Below are 18696 nucleotides of genomic sequence, written 5' to 3' on the forward strand. Positions count from 1 at the left end.
TCAGCTATAACAAAAGAGAACGATAAAAACGAAAGCGAGTGATCTCGTTTGGATGTTACCAAAATTAAAAATCCGCGCTTTTTAAAAAATATGTCAACAAAGCAGTTAATCGAATTAAGTGCTGATATTCGCAAATTTTTAATTGAAAAGCTGTCGAAAACAGGCGGGCATATCGGCCCAAATTTGGGCGTTGTCGAACTGACCATTGCGCTTCATAAAGTGTTTGATAGTCCGAAAGATAAGTTGATTTGGGATGTCGGCCACCAATCATACGTCCATAAAATTTTGACGGGGCGTGCATCCGAATTTGATACATTACGTCAATATAAAGGTTTATCGGGATTTCCAAAGAGAAGCGAAAGCGAACATGACGTGTGGGAAACCGGTCATAGTTCTACATCCTTATCTGCGGCGATGGGGATGGCAATTGCCCGCGATTTAAAAGGAACGGATGAATACATCGTTCCGATTATTGGCGACGGAGCATTAACAGGCGGCATGGCGCTTGAAGCATTAAATCATATCGGACATGAGAAAAAAGATATCATCGTCGTTTTAAACGATAACGAAATGTCCATTGCTCCAAACGTTGGCGCGCTCCATAATGTGTTAGGACGGTTGCGGACAGCGGGCAAATATCAATGGGTGAAAGACGAGCTGGAATTTTTATTAAAAAGAATTCCAGCTGTTGGCGGAAAGTTAGCGGCAACGGCAGAGCGCATTAAAGATAGCTTAAAATATTTGCTTGTTTCAGGCGTTTTTTTTGAAGAATTAGGGTTTACGTATCTCGGTCCTGTTGATGGACATAATTTTGACGATTTGTTTGAGAATTTGCATTATGCCAAAAAAATAAAAGGTCCTGTACTTCTTCACGTTATTACGAAAAAAGGAAAGGGATATAGTCCGGCGGAAAATGATAAAGTCGGAACATGGCATGGTACCGGACCATACAAAATTGAAACAGGTGATTTTCTAAAACCGGTGGATACTGCTCCATCATGGAGCGAACTTGTTAGCGAGACGGTGCGAAAATTAGCTCGCACAGATAAACGGATTGTCGCAATCACACCGGCAATGCCAGTCGGATCAAAATTAGAAGGATTTGCAAGCGAATTTCCTGACCGAATGTTTGATGTCGGAATTGCGGAACAACATGCAACAACGCTTGCTGCGGGGCTTGCGACGCAAGGAATGAAGCCATTTTTAGCAATTTACTCGACATTTTTGCAGCGGGCGTATGATCAAGTTGTTCATGATGTTTGCCGGCAAAATTTAAACGTTTTTTTCGCCATTGATCGAGCAGGGCTAGTCGGCGCGGACGGTGAAACACACCAAGGTGTGTTTGATATCGCCTTTTTGCGCCACGTTCCGAACCTTGTCATTATGATGCCAAAGGACGAAAACGAAGGGCAGCATATGGTGTATACGGCGATTCAATATGATGACGGACCAATCGCGCTTCGCTTTCCGCGCGGCAACGGACTTGGCGTCAAGCTCGATGAAGAATTGAAGAAAATTCCGATAGGAACGTGGGAAGTATTGCGCGAAGGCCGAGATTTAGCGATTTTAACGTTTGGCACTACGATTTCCATGGCATTAGAGGCCGCAGAGAAGCTTGCTAAAGATAATATTTCTGTAAAAGTAGTGAACGCTCGTTTTATTAAACCGATGGATGAGAAAATATTACATGATTTGTTAGAAAGCAATATCCCAATTTTAACGATTGAAGAAGCGGTGTTGCAAGGCGGCTTTGGCAGCGCTGTTTTGGAGTTTGCCCACGACCATGGCTATCATCAAGCGGTGATTAACCGAATGGGCATTCCTGACCGCTTCATTGAACACGGCAGTGTCAAAGAGTTGTTAAATGAAATTGGTTTAACGACAGCACATATTATTGATCGTGTAAAAACTATTTACCAAGAAAACAAAAAAGGGCATGAGAGATGAAAGGGAAAAAAGAACGTCTGGATGTATTGCTTGTTCAACGAGGTTTAATAGAGACGCGTGAAAAAGCAAAACGCGCGATTATGGCTGGGCTTGTGTATTCGAATGAAATTCGATTAGACAAGCCTGGAGAAAAGGTGCCTGCAGATATCCCGCTAACGATAAAAGGAGACGTGCTTCCGTATGTAAGCCGCGGAGGATTGAAGCTGGAAAAAGCGTTGCGCACGTTTGATGTCAGTGTCCAAGATAAAATTATTTTAGATATCGGGGCATCTACGGGAGGATTTACAGATTGCGCGTTGCAGCATGGGGCAAAATTATCATACGCGGTTGACGTCGGCTATAACCAACTCGCATGGAAATTACGCCAAGATGATCGTGTTGTTGTGATGGAACGGACGAATTTCCGCTACGTCACGCCTGATTATTTTACGAAAGGGCTTCCACAATTTGCGACGATCGATGTCTCATTTATTTCATTGAAACTAATATTGCCTGTATTAAAGACCGTGCTTATCCCTGAAAGCGATGTGATCGCTTTAGTCAAACCGCAATTCGAAGCCGGCAAAGAAAAAGTCGGCAAAAAAGGCATCGTTCGCGACCCGAACGTGCATGAAGAAGTGTTAACGTCCATTATCGACTTTGCGCTTTGCGAAGGATTTGATGTCATGAACTTATCGTATTCCCCGATTACCGGCGGGGACGGGAATATCGAATTTTTGCTTCATCTTCGCTTCCAAGGCGGCAAAGAAATGGGAGAAAACTTCTTATCGCAATCGGTAAGCGCGGTAGTGAAAGAAGCTCATTTGCAGCTGAAAAGCAATTCTACTTAAGAAAGGGAATAACGGACATGGTTATTCCCGTTTTTACCGTGAATTTACTTGTGAGAGGTGTCGAATTTGAATAAAGGACAAAGGCATATTAAAATTCGCGAAATTATTATGAGCCACGACATAGAAACACAAGATGAGCTCGTTGATATGCTTAAGAAAGCAGGGTTTAATGTCACGCAGGCGACGGTGTCAAGAGACATTAAAGAAATGCAGCTTGTCAAGGTGCCGATGGCAAATGGCCGTTATAAATATAGCCTTCCTTCCGATCAGCGTTTTAATCCTGTTCAAAAATTAAAACGCGCTTTAATGGATGTGTTTATCAAGCTTGATGGTGCTGGCAATTTGCTCGTTTTAAAAACATTGCCAGGCAATGCGCATGCCATTGGTGTTTTGCTTGATAATTTAGACTGGAACGAAATCGTTGGAACGATTTGTGGAGATGACACTTGTCTTATTATTTGTCGAACAGCGGAAGATGCCGAGAAGGTTTCCAAACAATTATTAGAAATGCTTTAAATGAAGGTGGTGATTCCACTTGCTAGCGGAATTATCCATAAAAAATTTTGCGATTATTGAATCATTGTCCATTTCGTTTGAAAAAGGACTGACGGTGTTAACTGGGGAAACGGGAGCGGGAAAGTCGATTATTATTGATGCGATCCATCTGCTGATCGGAGGACGGGGTTCGGCAGAATTTGTCCGCTACGGAGAAGACAAGGCGGAAATAGAAGGACTTTTTTTACTAGATAATGAAAACCATCCATGTTATGACAAATGTGCCGAAGTCGGCATTGACATTAGCGAAGGCATGGTTGTTTTGCGCCGTGAAATTTTCGCAACTGGAAAAAGCGTATGCCGCGTAAACGGAAAATTAGTGACGACGGCTATATTGCGCGATATCGGTTCTACGCTTGTCGATATTCATGGGCAACATGAACATCAAGAATTAATGAATCCATCTCGGCATCTTCCGCTACTTGATGAATACGGCGGGGCGGAAATTGCGGAGGCTCTTGAGGAATATCGCGCCGTTTATGAGAAGTATGAGCAATTGCGGAAGAAACTAAAAAAGTTAAATGAAAATGAGCAGCAAATGGCGCATCGCCTTGATTTATTAACATTTCAGCTAGATGAAATTCAAAAAGCGAATTTACAGCCAAACGAAGATGAACAGTTGATGGAAGAAAAAGTAAAAATTATGAACTTCCAAAAGATTTACGAAGCGCTTAAACATAGTTATGAGGCATTATCCGGCGAGCAGCGCGGTCTTGACTGGATTGGTTTGGCAATGAGCCATTTAGATGATGTCGCTTCTATTGACCCGGCATTAAAAGAAGCGTATGAAACGATTGCGAATAGTTATTATTTATTGGAGGATATTACGTATAAATTACGCGATGAACTCGAACAATTGGAATATGATCCAGCCCGCCTTGATTTTATTGAAAGCCGCCTTAGTGAAATCAATCAATTAAAACGAAAATACGGATCGACCATCGAAGATATTTTGCAATATGCAGAAAAAATTACAGAAGAAATCGATACGATTCAACATCGCGAAACCCATATTCACGAACTGCAAAAAGAATTGAAATCGGTGACGGAAGATTTATTAATCGAAGCGAAAAATGTGACGAATGTTCGCAAAAAGTACGCGAAAACATTAATTAACCATATTCATCAAGAATTAAAAGAGCTGTATATGGAAAAAACACAATTTGATATCGTATTTACGAAACGAGAAGGATCGCTTGATGCACCGCTGCTTGATGGTGTACCAGTGAAATTTCATGAAGATGGTGTCGATGATGTGGAATTTTATATTTCCACAAACGTTGGCGAACCGTTAAAACCGTTAGCGAAAATTGCCTCTGGCGGGGAATTGTCGCGCATCATGCTTGCATTAAAAAGCATATTTTCCAAACATCAAGGAGTTACATCGATTATTTTTGATGAAGTCGATACGGGGGTTAGCGGCCGGGTTGCACAGGCGATTGCCGAAAAAATTTACCGCATCTCCATCGATTCGCAAGTGCTTTGCATTTCCCACCTGCCGCAAGTAGCGGCGATGGCTGATACGCATTTGTTTATTGCGAAAGAAACAGATGGAAGCCGCACAAGAACGTCAGTCAAAGAATTATCGGACGAAGAAAAAGTAAAGGAAATCGGCCGGATGATTTCTGGTGTAGAAATTACAGAACTGACGAAAAAACATGCAAAAGAGTTGCTTGAGCTAGCAACAAAAATCAAAGGATGAAACGCTATCCATTATGGGTAGCTTTTTTTATGGGGAAAACGATTATATTTCCACTGTTTAAGGCAAAATTAAAACTGTAGCCGCTTTTTGGAGGGTGTAGGTGGGAGCGAGGAGAGTGACAAAGATTGAATACAGAGGCAATCCGAAAAATAATGGGGGTTTTTCTCCTTGTTTCGTTCATCATGATCGGTATGTCGAAACCGGTTAAAGAATATTTTCAAATTCCAAAACAAATCGTGATGTTTGAAGGTGAAGCGATGCGATTTTCTACTGCAGCGCTTCCAGTCCAAGCAACGGTGAAAGACGCTCCCAAATCGATAGAAGTTCACAAACATGCTGATTCGTTTTCCGTAAAAGCAAAACAAAGTGGAGAAAAGAAAATGGTATTAGAAGTTGCCGGAATGCCGGTAAAACAGGTAGATGTAAACGTTTTGCCGACTTTGAAAGTCATCCCTGGAGGGCAATCCATTGGTGTTAAGTTAAATACAGTAGGAGTTCTTGTGGTTGGCTACCATCTCGTCGAAACAGAAAAAGGAAAAAAATCACCAGGCGAAATTGCTGGGATTAAAGTAGGAGATATTATTACAAGGATTAATGGCAAAAAAATTGAAAAGATGAGTGACCTTTCTCCTTTTATTGAGGAAGCAGGAAAAACAGGAAAACCGCTACATCTTCAAGTTCTTCGCGACAAACACTCTTTTACGACGAAATTAGTTCCGTTAAAGGATAAACATGATCATGCTTACCGCGTTGGATTATACATTCGGGATTCTGCCGCTGGTATCGGGACGATGACGTTTTATGACCCTGTTTCCAAAAAATATGGAGCACTAGGTCATGTCATTTCCGATATGGATACGAAAAAACCGATTGTTGTTCAAAATGGCCAAATTATGAGATCAACTGTGACATCAATTGAAAAAGGAAGCAGCGGCAGCCCTGGCGAAAAATTAGCACGGTTTTCCGATGAGGAAGAAGTGATTGGGAATATTACGAATAACAGCCCGTTTGGCATTTTCGGAAAGTTGACGGAACCGGTAGACAATGGAATTATGAATAAACCAATTCCAATTGCCTTATCGAACCAAGTAAAAGAAGGCCCCGCAAAAATGTTAACCGTTGTGGAAAACGATAAAGTCGAGCAATTTGATATTGAAATCGTAAGCACTATCCCGCAAAAATTTCCAGCAACAAAGGGACTGGTCATTCGTGTTACGGATCCGCGCTTATTAAAAAAGACGGGTGGCATCGTTCAAGGAATGAGCGGAAGTCCAATTATTCAAGACGGGAAATTAGTTGGCGCAGTTACTCACGTATTTGTCAATGATCCGACATCTGGCTATGGCGTCCATATCGAATGGATGTTAAATGAAGCAGGAATTGATGTATATGGAAAATCAAATAAAAAGGCGAGCTGACATGTAGCTCGCCTTTTCCAATTTTTTATGTAAAAAATTTCGTGAAAAACGTCAATAAATTCAGCGTTTTTGCATAGATATTTGGTGAAACATCATATAAAATGAATGTGTAAAGATTTTTCGACAAAAATGTGGCAATATTTATATTAAAATTGTCCAATCAACTCAATTTCTGTTATAATTTCATGAATTATTTGTTTTTTTAGCATTTTTGAAAAAAGTAAAAGGATTTTTCATCATATTGTCGAATTGTCTTAATGGAATTTTCTACATAGTGAAAATAAATAAATTGGGAAGTAAGGAGGAAGATTTTCTTGAAAATTAAAGTATGTATCGCAGATGATAATCGTGAATTAGTGAGCTTGCTGGAAGAGTATATTTCCAGCCAAAACGATATGGAAGTGATCGGGACTGCCTATAATGGGCAAGATTGCTTATATATGCTTGAGGAAAAACAGCCGGACATTTTGCTGCTAGACATTATTATGCCGCATTTAGATGGGTTGGCTGTATTGGAAAAAATCCGCACAAAGCTAGAAAAACAACCAAACGTGATTATGTTAACGGCATTTGGCCAAGAAGACGTGACGAAGAAAGCGGTTGAACTTGGCGCCTCCTACTTTATTTTAAAACCGTTTGACATGGAAAATTTAGTACATCATATCCGCCAAGTGTATGGAAAAACAACACCAATGGTGAAAAAAGCATCGTCTTCCTACCAAGCACGGGATAACAAGCCGAAAAACTTGGATGCAAGCATTACGAGCATTATTCATGAAATTGGCGTTCCGGCGCATATTAAAGGATATTTATATTTACGTGAAGCAATCGCGATGGTATATAACGATATCGAATTGCTCGGTTCCATTACGAAAGTGCTTTATCCAGACATTGCGAAAAAATACAACACAACCGCCAGCCGTGTAGAGCGGGCGATCCGCCATGCGATTGAAGTTGCTTGGAGCCGCGGCAACATTGAATCGATTTCTTCCTTGTTCGGCTACACGGTCAGCATGTCCAAAGCCAAACCGACAAACAGCGAATTCATCGCGATGGTGGCGGATAAGTTAAGATTGGAACATAAAGCTTCTTAAACATTATGGCCTAGAAGATCGCATTATTTTATCGTCTTTTAATCATAATAGTATGGCGCTTTGTCGCAGTCTTGCGCCAAATATAGAAACGGCTTTATTATATATGGAGTCTTTATACGATCCGTGGAAATATGTTCGAGTGATGAGAGCGGATGGGTTGCACCCTTATCATCGAACGGTGACGGAGCCGTTTGTTCGCCAAGCTCGTCATTATCAAATTGCCATCCGTCCATTTACGATTAATCAAGAGCCACTAATGGAAAAAATGTTCCAATACGGAGTGGATGCCATTTTTACTGATTATCCGCGCAATGCGAAGAATATTCGGGAAAATAAAAAAACGCCCTAAGCGCGAGAACCGTTTAAGGCGTTTTTTTCTTTTTTTGAAATCGTGGTTGGACTTTATTTCGTTTTCGGTCACGATGTAAAATAAACCCCCCGATAAAAGACAAGCCGGCTGCAAACAAAAGAAAGCCGCCCAAAAATTGCAGTGAAAGGGACGGAAATGGAGAATGCAAAATACCAAATAGTGTATCACGCATCCATTTAATGCCTAGTGCGGCTAACAAACCAGGAATGACTAAAATGAGCAGAGCGATGATCCGTACCATTATGATCATGATCCTTTCACAGAGAAAAAGTTGTTTCATCCCTCATCATAACGGTTCCGTTTTATTTGTCAAGCAAAGAAAAAATAATTATGATAAAAATACCTGCAAAAACTTGCACATTGAAAAGAGCGGTGAATAAAAATGAAAAAGGTATTGATTATTGGAGCTGGAAATGGAGGCACAGCACTATTAAAGCTGCTGGAAAAAACAACAATGTTTCAAATTGTCGCAGTAGTTGATATCAATGAGAAAGCTTGCGGTATAAAACTTGCGAAAGAAATGAATATTGCTACTGGAACCGACTGGCGTGCTTTTACGAGTGAAGAAATTGACCTTATTATTGAAGCGACAGGAAAACAGGAAGTGTTGGATGAGATCCGCAAACATTGTTCGCCGAATACGATTGTCGTGCCAGGGACAGTTGCTCATATAATGGCCGAACTTGTTGAAGAAAAAGAAATGTTGATTGCGAAACTGAAAAGCGAAACAACAAGGCGTGGTTTGATTTTTAATTCTGCGCATGACGGAATGATTGTCGTTGACGAGTTTGCTTATATTACGGATATCAATAACAGCGCCGCGGAAATGATTGAAGTGGATAAAGAGGAAGTCATCGGAAAACACATTTTAGAAGTCATTCCAACGAGCGGCCTGCCGCGAGTGTTAAAAACAAAACAAACAGAATTTCATCAAGAATTAAAATTAGAAAATGGCAAAAAAATTATTACAACGAGAATTCCAATGATTGATGAAACAGGTAAACTGTTCGGTGCATTAGCTGTTTTTAAAGATATTACGGAATTAGTAAAGCTAGCGGAGGAAATTACCGACTTGAAAGAAATGCGCATGATGTTGGAGGCGATTATTCATTCTTCAGAGGAAGCTATTTCCGTTGTTGATGAGCATGGAAACGGCATTTTAATTAATCCCGCTTATACGCGCATTACCGGCCTGACGGAAGAAGAAGTAATCGGCAAGCCGGCGACCGCCGATATCGCCGAAGGGGAAAGCATGCATATGCAAGTGCTCAAAACGCGACGGCCCGTCCGCGGGGTGCGCATGAAAGTCGGGCCGAAAAACCGCGACGTGGTCGTGAATGTAGCGCCGATTATTGTCGATGGAGTGCTGAAAGGCAGCGTCGGGGTGATTCATGACGTATCCGAGATCCAGCGGCTGACAGCGGAGCTTAATCGGGCAAGGCAAATTATTCGTACCCTCGAAGCGAAATATTCGTTTGCCGATATTATCGGTACGTCAGAGGGAATAAAGGTAGCAATTGAACAAGCGAAAGTAGCCGCAAAAACGCCGGTGACGATATTGCTGCGTGGCGAATCCGGCACAGGAAAGGAATTATTTGCTCACGCGATTCATAATGCAAGTGATAGAAAATATAACAAATTTATCCGTGTCAATTGTGCGGCCATTCCTGAAACACTATTAGAGAGCGAGCTGTTTGGTTATGAAGAAGGGGCATTTTCCGGGGCAAAGCGCGGCGGCAAACGCGGCTTGTTTGAAGAAGCGAACAACGGCAGCATTTTCCTGGACGAAATCGGTGAGCTTTCTGCGAATACGCAGGCGAAACTGCTTCGCGTTTTGCAAGAAGGGGAAATCGTCCGCGTCGGAGGCACGAAGCCAATCCCGATTAACGTCCGTGTCATTGCCGCCACGAATGTCAACTTGGAAAAAGCAATCGCAGAAGGAACGTTTCGTGAAGACTTATACTACCGGTTAAATCGCATGCCAATTTATATTCCTCCATTGCGGGCGAGAAAAGAAGATATACCCGCACTATGCCAGCATTTAATTCAAAAACTTAATCAAGACTACGGACGCAATGTCGAAGGAGTCACTTCGGCCGCGCTTGACCTCCTGCTTGCTTACGATTGGCCGGGAAATGTTCGCGAATTGGAAAATGTATTAGGCCGGGCGATGATTTTTATGAAGTTTAATGAAGTGATGATCGATGTTCATCATATTCCGCCCCTTGATATTTCGCGAGCCGATTCTTCTCCCCATAAAAATGAGAAGGAGACGGAAATCCGTCCGCTTGAGGAGATGGTGGAGCAATATGAAGCAAGCATCATCAAGCAGGCGCTGCGAAAATACAACAACAATAAAACGGCGACAGCGCGGGCGCTGGGCATTTCGATTCGCAATTTATATTACAAGTTGGAGAAATATAATATTGACAAAAATAGCATGCAATAATTTGCACACCATGCAAATTATTGCTTATAATCAGCAAAAAAAATAAAGCGCTTTCAAGTTTTTGGGGTTGGCACGTTTTTTGCATACTAATAAAGGTGCCTCCACAAATTTCATAAAGAGGTTGGTGCATAAGATGAAGCTGCAATCGTTGATCGATCATGCAACCAAATATACCGATATGACGGTAGCCGTCGCGGCAGCGGAAGATGAAGAAGTAATTGATGCCGTAACGATGGCGATCGATCGCCATTTCGGAAAGTTTGTGTTGTATGGAGACCGTGAACAAATTGTGCAACTGTTGAGGCGAAAAGGCTATGAGAATTCCAGACATATTGAAATCGTCCATGCCAATTCCACTGTGCAAGCCGCTGAGCTGGCGGTAAAAGCCGTTCACTTCAATGAGGCAAATGTCTTGATGAAAGGGAACATCCCGACCGCTACGCTTTTAAAAGCGGTGTTAAACAAAGAGTATGGTTTGCGCACGGGAAAGGTGCTTTCCCATGTCGCGGTATTTGAAGTACCCGGCTATGACCGTTTCATTATTGTGACGGATGCCGCGATGAATATTTCACCTGATTTAGAACAAAAAGCGCAGATTGTGGCGAATGCCGTTGCCGTAGCCCGGTCAATTGGCATTGACGTGCCGAAAGTGGCGCCGCTTGCGGCGGTGGAAGTAGTCAACCCAGCGATGCCGGCTACCGTTGATGCGGCAGCGCTGACCACGATGCAAAAACGCGGACAAATAAAAGATTGCATCATTGATGGACCGCTTGCCCTCGACAATGCTGTTTCGGCTATAGCGGCGGAGCATAAGCGCATTGACAGCGAAGTGGCGGGAAGGGCAGATATTTTGCTTGTTCCTGACATTGAAGCGGGAAACATGCTATATAAGTCACTTGTTTATTTTGCCAATGCCAAAGTCGGGGCCGTCATCGCTGGGGCGAAGGCACCGATTGTCCTTACATCACGCGCCGATTCGGCGGAAAGCAAATTATATTCGTTAGCGCTCGCGGTTTGTTCCGCGTCCAAATAAACCATTAGGGAGGAAGTTATCATGGAACTGTTTAAATACATGGAAAAATACGATTATGAACAATTGCTGTTTTGCCAAGATAAAGAATCGGGATTGAAAGCGATCATCGCTATTCACGATACAACGCTCGGACCGGCGCTAGGCGGTACGCGCATGTGGATGTATAACTCGGAAGAAGAAGCGATTGAAGATGCGCTCCGCTTAGCCCGCGGCATGACGTATAAAAACGCTGCGGCAGGGCTCAACCTTGGCGGCGGAAAAACGGTCATTATCGGTGACCCGCGCAAAGATAAAAATGAAGCGATGTTCCGCGCGTTCGGCCGCTTTATTCAAGGCTTAAACGGCCGCTATATTACAGCGGAAGATGTTGGTACGACGGTGGAAGACATGGATATTATTTATCAAGAAACAGATTATGTCACAGGAATTTCCCCTGAATTTGGTTCTTCCGGAAATCCATCTCCCGCAACCGCCTATGGTGTTTATCGCGGTATGAAAGCGGCGGCAAAAGAAGCATTTGGCAGCGATTCATTAGAGGGAAAAGTCGTTGCTGTGCAAGGGGTCGGCAATGTCGCCTATCATTTATGCCGTCATCTTCATGAAGAAGGGGCGCAACTTATTGTTACTGACATTAACAAAGAAGCGGTGCAGCGCGCCGTTGAAGAATTTGGCGCCAAAGCGGTAGATCCGAACGATATTTACGGCGTCGATTGCGACATTTTTGCTCCATGTGCGCTTGGCGGGATTATTAACGACCAAACGATTCCGCAATTAAAAGCGAAAGTCATTGCCGGTTCGGCGAACAACCAGCTAAAAGAGGCAAGACATGGCGATATCATTCATGAAATGGGCATCGTGTACGCGCCAGATTATGTCATCAATGCCGGCGGCGTCATTAACGTTGCCGATGAGTTGTACGGCTACAATCGCGAGCGTGCAATGAAAAAAATCGAACAAATTTACGACAATATCGAAAAAGTATTTGCGATTGCCAAACGTGATGGTATTCCAACATATAAAGCGGCAGACCGCCTTGCGGAGGAACGGATTGAAACGATGCGCAAGTCCCGCAGCCAATTTTTACAAAACGGCCATCACATTTTAAGTCGACGTCGCGGTCGTTAATTACAACACATGGAGGCGGGAGAATGATTCCCGCTTCCATGGTCAGAAATGGAGGTTACAAACGTTGCAAGAGCAGAAGTTTCGCATTTTAACCATTAATCCTGGATCGACCTCGACAAAAATTGGTGTGTTTGAAGATGAACGCTCCATTTTTGAAAAAACGATTCGCCATGACGCGGAAACGCTGCAGCGCTATCCATCGATTATTGATCAATATGAGTTTCGTAAACAAACGATTTTAGACGCGCTTGATGAAGAAGGCATCAATCTTTCCAAATTAAGCGCTGTTTGCGGCCGCGGCGGACTTTTGCGCCCGATTGAAGGCGGAACGTACCGCGTCAATGAGCAAATGCTGGAAGATTTGAAAAAAGGCTATTCTGGGCAGCACGCTTCCAATCTTGGCGGCATTTTGGCGCATGAAATTGCTTCGGCGCTAAATATCCCTGCGTTTATTGTTGACCCTGTTGTTGTCGATGAACTGGAACCAATTGCCCGCATTTCGGGATTTGCGCTGATTGAACGAAGAAGCATTTTTCATGCGCTAAACCAAAAGGCGGTAGCACGCCGTGTCGCCAAGCAGCTTGGCAAACCATATGAAGAACTGAACCTGATTGTCGCTCATATGGGCGGCGGGATTACCGTCGGCGCTCATAAAAAAGGTCGAGTGGTGGATGTGAATAACGGTTTGGACGGGGAAGGACCGTTCAGCCCAGAGCGAGCCGGTACGGTGCCTGCGGGAGATCTCGTTTCGCTATGTTTCTCGGGAGAGTATTATCGTGATGAGGTAATGAGCATGCTCGTTGGAAAAGGCGGGTTAGTCGGTTACCTTGGCACGAATGATGCCGTGAAAGTCGAAAAAATGATCGAAGCGGGAGATGAAAAAGCAAAGCTTATCTATAGCGCAATGGCCTATCAAGTGGCGAAAGAAATTGGTGCAGCAAGCGCCGTATTGGCGGGAAAAGTCGACGCGATTATTTTAACAGGAGGACTTGCATACGGAAAACAATTTGTGAAAGAAATTATTGATCGTGTGAACTGGATTGCCGATGTGTTTGTCCACCCGGGTGAAAACGAGTTGCAAGCGCTTGCGGAAGGGGCGTTGCGCGTGTTGCGCGGCGAAGAAAAAGACAAAGTATATCCGAGCGGGAATGTGGCACACACAACCGTTTTGCGATAGAAAGGAGAAAACGATATGGCAAAAGAATATGATCTTGTCATCCTTGGCGGCGGCACCGGAGGATATGTGGCAGCGATTCGCGCTTCCCAGCTAGGGCTAAAAACAGCCGTTGTCGAAAAAGGCAAGCTGGGCGGAACGTGTCTGCATGCCGGCTGCATTCCAAGCAAGGCGCTGCTGCGAAGCGCGGAAGTATACGCACAAACGAAAAACAGCGAAACGTTCGGAGTCATGGCAAGCGATGTACGCCTTGACTTCGCCAAAGTGCAGGCGCGCAAAGCAGCCATTATCGAACAGCTCCATAAAGGCGTTCAGCACTTAATGAAAAAAGGAAAAATTGACGTTTATGCCGGAACTGGGCGCATTTTAGGCCCATCCATTTTCTCGCCGATGCCGGGGACGATTTCCGTGGAAATGAATGACGGTTCGGAAAACGAGATGCTCGTGCCGAAAAATGTTATCATCGCCACAGGTTCGCGTCCGCGGACGCTGCCAGGCCTTGACATTGACGGCAAATTGGTCATGACATCCGATGAAGCGCTGCAAATGGAAACACTTCCTTCTTCCATTATTATCGTCGGCGGCGGTGTCATTGGCATTGAATGGGCATCGATGCTGAATGATTTTGGGGTGGAAGTGACGGTATTGGAATACGCGGAGCGCATTTTGCCGACGGAAGATCATGACGTCTCCAAAGAAGTGGAAAAGCTTTTAAAGCGCCGCGGCATTACGATTGTCGCAGGGGCAAAAGTCTTGCCGGAAACGTTGGAAAAAGGAAATGGTGTGACGATTAAAGCGGAATATAACGGCGAGCAAAAAACGTTTACCGCCGAAAAAATGCTCGTTTCCGTCGGCCGCCAGGCAAACATTGAAGGAATCGGCTTAGAAAATACCGATATTGTCGTCGAAAAGGGATTTATTCAAACGAACGAGTTTTACCAAACGAAAGAATCGCATATTTATGCGATTGGCGATGTCATCGGCGGCTTGCAGCTAGCACATGTAGCATCCCATGAAGGCATCGTTGCTGTCGAGCATATTGCCGGCCAAAATCCATCACCGATCGACTATACCATGATTTCGAAATGCGTCTACAGCCGTCCGGAAGTCGCAAGCGTCGGCTTAACGGAAGAAGAAGCGAAAGCAAAAGGATATGATGTCAAAGTCGGAAAATTCCCGTTTAAAGCGATCGGCAAAGCGCTCGTGTTTGGCGAAGCGGAAGGATTCGTGAAAATCGTAGCCGATCAAAAAACGAACGACTTGCTTGGCGTTCATATGGTAGGACCTCACGTTACCGATATGATTTCCGAAGCGGGACTCGCTCGCGTGCTGGATGCGACGCCGTGGGAAGTCGCGCATACGATTCATCCGCATCCAACGTTATCAGAAGCGATGGCAGAAGCGGCGCTTGCCGTGGATGGAAAAGCGATTCATTTTTAAGCGAATAAAGGGAGGTTGTTTCGATGGCTGAAAATCGTCACCAAGCGCTAGGCTTAAGCGATGAAACGGTATTGCAAATGTATGAAACGATGTTGTTGGCTCGTAAAATCGACGAGCGTATGTGGTTATTAAACCGCGCTGGAAAAATTCCGTTCGTTATCTCCTGCCAAGGGCAGGAAGCGGCGCAAGTCGGCGCGGCGTTTGCCCTTGATCGTACGAAAGATTATGTTTTGCCTTACTACCGTGATATGGGCGTTGTTTTAACATTCGGGATGACGCCGACGGAATTAATGCTTTCCGCGTTTGCGAAAGCGGAAGATCCAAACTCCGGCGGCCGGCAAATGCCAGGCCACTTCGGGAAAAAGAAAAATCGCATCGTAACCGGCTCATCTCCAGTAACGACGCAAGTGCCGCATGCGGTTGGCATTGCGCTGGCGGCAAAAATGGAGAAGAAAGATTTTATCGCGTTTGTCACGTTTGGGGAAGGTTCATCAAACCAAGGCGATTTCCATGAAGGAGCGAACTTTGCCGGCGTGCATAAATTGCCTGTTATTTTCATGTGCGAAAATAACAAATACGCGATTTCTGTGCCAATTTCAAAACAATTGGCGTGCGAAAAAGTATCGGACCGCGCCATCGGTTACGGTATGCCGGGCTATACGGTAGACGGAAACGATCCGCTTGAAGTGTACAAAGTCGTGAAAGAGGCAGCTGATCGTGCCCGCCGCGGTGAAGGACCGACATTGATTGAAACGGTTTCCTATCGTTTAACCTCGCATTCTTCCGACGACGATCAACGCGCATACCGGTCCGAAGAAGAATTAGAAGAAGCGCGTGCCAAAGACCCGATTATTTCGTTTGCGAAATATTTAAAAGAAGCCGGTGTGTTAACAGACGAACTAGAAAAAGAAATTCATGACCGCGTCATGAAACAGGTGGACGAAGCGACCGATTATGCGGAAAAGGCGCCATACGCGGAACCAGAACATGCCTTAAAGTACGTATATGCAGAGAAGTAAGGGGGAATGGACGATGCCAGTGATTTCCTATATTGATGCTGTGACGATGGCGATTCGCGAGGAAATGGAACGCGACCCGCGCGTCTTCGTATTAGGAGAAGATGTTGGAAAAAAGGGCGGGGTGTTTAAAGCGACACAAGGATTGTATGAACAGTTCGGCGAAGAACGTGTCATTGATACTCCGTTATCTGAATCTGCGATCGTTGGGGTCGGAATCGGTGCGGCGATGTACGGATTGCGCCCAATTGCTGAAATTCAATTTGCTGATTTCATCATGCCTGCGGTCAACCAAATTATTTCGGAAGCGGCGCGGATTCGCTACCGCTCCAATAATGACTGGAACTGTCCGATCGTCATCCGTGCTCCATACGGCGGCGGCGTTCACGGCGCCTTATACCATTCGCAATCAGTGGAAGCGATTTTTGCGAACCAGCCAGGTTTAAAAATTGTCATGCCATCGACACCATATGATGTAAAAGGGTTATTAAAAGCGGCGATTCGCGATGAAGACCCGGTGCTTTTCTTTGAACATAAGCGCGCGTATCGTCTGATTAAAGGAGAAGTGCCGGAAGGAGATTATGTATTGCCAATCGGCAAAGCAGACGTTAAACGCGAGGGCGACGATATTACCGTTATTACGTATGGATTATGTGTTCATTTTGCGCTGCAAGCGGCAGAACGGGTAGCGCAAGATGGCATTTCCGCGCACATCCTTGATTTGCGTACGGTATATCCGCTAGATAAAGAAGCGATTATCGAAGCGGCAAGCAAAACAGGAAAAGTGCTGCTGATTACGGAAGATAACAAAGAAGGAAGCGTCATGAGCGAAGTGGCCGCCATTATCGCCGAACATTGCTTGTTTGATTTAGACGCGCCAATTATGCGCCTTGCCGGCCCGGACGTCCCGGCGATGCCATACGCACCGACGATGGAAAAATTCTTTATGGTGAACCCGGACAAGGTCGAAAAGGCAATGCGCGAGCTAGCGGCGTTTTAAGCAGACGGATTTTTGCGATTCAAAATGCAGATTTGAACGGAGATAGGAGGTTATCCCACGTGGCAATTGAACAACTTACCATGCCCCAGCTCGGGGAAAGCGTCACCGAAGGAACGATCAGCAAATGGCTTGTATCTGTCGGCGACAAAGTAAACAAATACGATCCGATCGCCGAAGTCATGACAGATAAAGTGAATGCGGAAATTCCTTCGTCATTTACGGGCGTGATCAAAGAAATTATCGCGAATGAAGGAGAAACGCTACCGGTTGGCGCCGTGATTTGTACGATCGAAGTGGAAGGCGAAGGAACAGCAACGGAAGCGAAACAAGAGGAAGCACCGAAAGCAGAAGAGACAAAAGGAGCAGCTGCTCAAGCGCCAAAAAAAGCGGATCGGGCCAATAAAGGCCGCTATTCGCCAGCTGTTCTTCGCCTCGCTCAAGAACATAATATTGATTTAGAGCAAGTGCAAGGAACGGGACTGGGAGGACGGATTACGCGCAAAGATTTGTTAAAGCTCATCGAATCTGGAAATATTCCGAAAGCCGGTGGGCAGTCGGCCGCTTCGTCCCAGCCTGCACCGCAGCCAACACCAGTGCAAGAAGCGCCGAAAGCAGAACCCGCAGCTGTTCCAAAACAGGCGGCGACAAGCGTTCCTGTTCATGCAGGCGACATCGAAATTCCAGTCACCCCTGTGCGCAAAGCGATCGCCACGAACATGCTTCGCAGCAAACACGAAGCGCCGCACGCATGGACGATGGTCGAAGTCGATGTGACGAACTTAGTGGCATACCGCGACTCGATCAAAGACGAATTCAAAAAACGCGAAGGCTTCAATTTAACATATTTTGCCTTTTTCGTCAAAGCGGTCGCGCAAGCATTGAAAGAATTCCCACAGATCAACTCGATGTGGGCAGGCGACAAAATTGTCCAGAAAAAAGACATCAACATCTCGATCGCAGTGGCGACAGATGATGCGTTATTTGTTCCAGTCATTAAGCACGCCGACGAAAAATCGATCAAAGGCATCGCACGCGAAATCGCCGAGCTAGCCGCAAAGGCGCGCGCTGGCAAACTTCGCCCGGAAGATATGCAAGGCGGCACGTTTACGGTGAACAACACCGGTTCCTTCGGCTCCGTGCAATCGATGGGCATTATCAACTATCCGCAAGCGGCGATTTTGCAAGTGGAATCGATCGTCAAACGCCCGGTTGTCAAAGACGGCATGATTGCCATCCGCGATATGGTCAACTTATGTCTATCCCTTGACCACCGCGTTTTGGACGGCTTAATCTGCGGCCGCTTCCTTGCGCGCGTCAAAGAAATTTTAGAAAACATATCCAAAGATAATACGCCGATTTATTAATAGGAAAACCTCACCACAGCTTCGTTTGTGGTGGGGTTTTTCGTGTTATAATACTCCTAATACAAATCTTTTCTAAGAAGGGTTTATCGATAACTACAGCGGAGCTTTTAGAAAGCGGGGATTGCATTGGACCAGCTCTTCCTGATATTTGCCGTTTATTTTGATAAATTATCAAAAGA

The 18696-nt window shown here is 44.8% G+C and carries 15 protein-coding genes and 1 pseudogene; 15 read left to right on the plus strand and 1 reads right to left on the minus strand.

Features of this window, described 5'->3' with window-relative positions:
- Positions 1-48: 48 nt before the first annotated feature.
- From dxs to NXM86_RS05180, 7 genes and pseudogenes are all read left to right on the plus strand, one after another.
- Positions 49-1940: pseudogene (gene dxs, locus NXM86_RS05150) on the plus strand (1-deoxy-D-xylulose-5-phosphate synthase).
- A 3-nt stretch (positions 1941-1943) separates the two neighbouring features.
- A complete protein-coding gene (locus NXM86_RS05155) occupies positions 1944-2777 on the plus strand; it encodes a TlyA family rRNA (cytidine-2'-O)-methyltransferase (protein ID WP_171698541.1) in 834 nt (277 codons plus the stop codon).
- A 66-nt stretch (positions 2778-2843) separates the two neighbouring features.
- Entirely contained in the window at positions 2844-3293 is a 450-nt protein-coding gene (gene ahrC / locus NXM86_RS05160) for a transcriptional regulator AhrC/ArgR (RefSeq protein ID WP_015864438.1), read from the plus strand.
- A 19-nt stretch (positions 3294-3312) separates the two neighbouring features.
- On the plus strand, positions 3313-5034 hold the full coding sequence (recN, locus tag NXM86_RS05165; protein WP_062752869.1) for a DNA repair protein RecN: 1722 nt from the start codon (positions 3313-3315) through the stop codon (positions 5032-5034).
- A 125-nt stretch (positions 5035-5159) separates the two neighbouring features.
- Positions 5160-6452 carry a SpoIVB peptidase gene (spoIVB, locus tag NXM86_RS05170; RefSeq protein WP_015864436.1) on the plus strand — a complete coding sequence of 431 codons (1293 nt, stop codon included), beginning with the start codon at positions 5160-5162 and terminating at the stop codon, positions 6450-6452.
- Positions 6453-6766: 314 nt separating this feature from the next.
- Positions 6767-7546: a sporulation transcription factor Spo0A gene (gene spo0A, locus NXM86_RS05175; protein ID WP_089097906.1), complete on the plus strand. Its 780-nt coding sequence runs from the start codon at positions 6767-6769 to the stop codon at positions 7544-7546.
- A gap of 52 nt (positions 7547-7598) precedes the next feature.
- On the plus strand, positions 7599-7895 hold the full coding sequence (locus tag NXM86_RS05180) for a glycerophosphodiester phosphodiesterase family protein (protein ID WP_498958698.1): 297 nt from the start codon (positions 7599-7601) through the stop codon (positions 7893-7895).
- A gap of 13 nt (positions 7896-7908) precedes the next feature.
- Here NXM86_RS05180 and NXM86_RS05185 read toward each other — a convergent pair whose 3' ends face one another.
- Entirely contained in the window at positions 7909-8157 is a 249-nt protein-coding gene (locus NXM86_RS05185) for a DUF2627 domain-containing protein (protein WP_015864432.1), read from the minus strand.
- A gap of 141 nt (positions 8158-8298) precedes the next feature.
- Here NXM86_RS05185 and NXM86_RS05190 point away from each other — a divergent pair, with 141 nt between their 5' ends.
- The 8 genes from NXM86_RS05190 to NXM86_RS05225 all read left to right on the plus strand — a co-directional run bounded on the left by NXM86_RS05190 (position 8299) and on the right by NXM86_RS05225 (position 18517).
- Positions 8299-10365, plus strand: coding sequence for a sigma-54 interaction domain-containing protein (locus NXM86_RS05190; protein ID WP_062752863.1), 2067 nt, complete (start codon positions 8299-8301; stop codon positions 10363-10365).
- Positions 10366-10498: 133 nt separating this feature from the next.
- Positions 10499-11398, plus strand: coding sequence for a phosphate butyryltransferase (yqiS, locus tag NXM86_RS05195; protein ID WP_097354720.1), 900 nt, complete (start codon positions 10499-10501; stop codon positions 11396-11398).
- 21 nt (positions 11399-11419) lie between these two features.
- On the plus strand, positions 11420-12523 hold the full coding sequence (locus NXM86_RS05200; protein ID WP_062752860.1) for a leucine dehydrogenase: 1104 nt from the start codon (positions 11420-11422) through the stop codon (positions 12521-12523).
- 64 nt (positions 12524-12587) lie between these two features.
- A complete protein-coding gene (gene buk / locus NXM86_RS05205; protein WP_015864428.1) occupies positions 12588-13700 on the plus strand; it encodes a butyrate kinase in 1113 nt (370 codons plus the stop codon).
- A gap of 15 nt (positions 13701-13715) precedes the next feature.
- Positions 13716-15137 (plus strand): dihydrolipoyl dehydrogenase, encoded by a 1422-nt coding sequence (gene lpdA, locus NXM86_RS05210; RefSeq protein WP_498958700.1) that lies wholly within the window; start codon positions 13716-13718, stop codon positions 15135-15137.
- Between the two features lie 23 nt (positions 15138-15160).
- On the plus strand, positions 15161-16156 hold the full coding sequence (locus tag NXM86_RS05215; RefSeq protein ID WP_015864426.1) for a thiamine pyrophosphate-dependent dehydrogenase E1 component subunit alpha: 996 nt from the start codon (positions 15161-15163) through the stop codon (positions 16154-16156).
- 13 nt (positions 16157-16169) lie between these two features.
- Positions 16170-17153: an alpha-ketoacid dehydrogenase subunit beta gene (locus NXM86_RS05220; RefSeq protein WP_015864425.1), complete on the plus strand. Its 984-nt coding sequence runs from the start codon at positions 16170-16172 to the stop codon at positions 17151-17153.
- Between the two features lie 59 nt (positions 17154-17212).
- Positions 17213-18517 (plus strand): dihydrolipoamide acetyltransferase family protein, encoded by a 1305-nt coding sequence (locus tag NXM86_RS05225; protein ID WP_089097900.1) that lies wholly within the window; start codon positions 17213-17215, stop codon positions 18515-18517.
- The last annotated feature ends 179 nt before the right edge of the window (positions 18518-18696 follow it).

The organism is Geobacillus sp. CX412, assembly GCF_027942335.1.
GTDB classification, from domain to species: Bacteria; Bacillota; Bacilli; order Bacillales; family Anoxybacillaceae; genus Parageobacillus_B; species Parageobacillus_B toebii.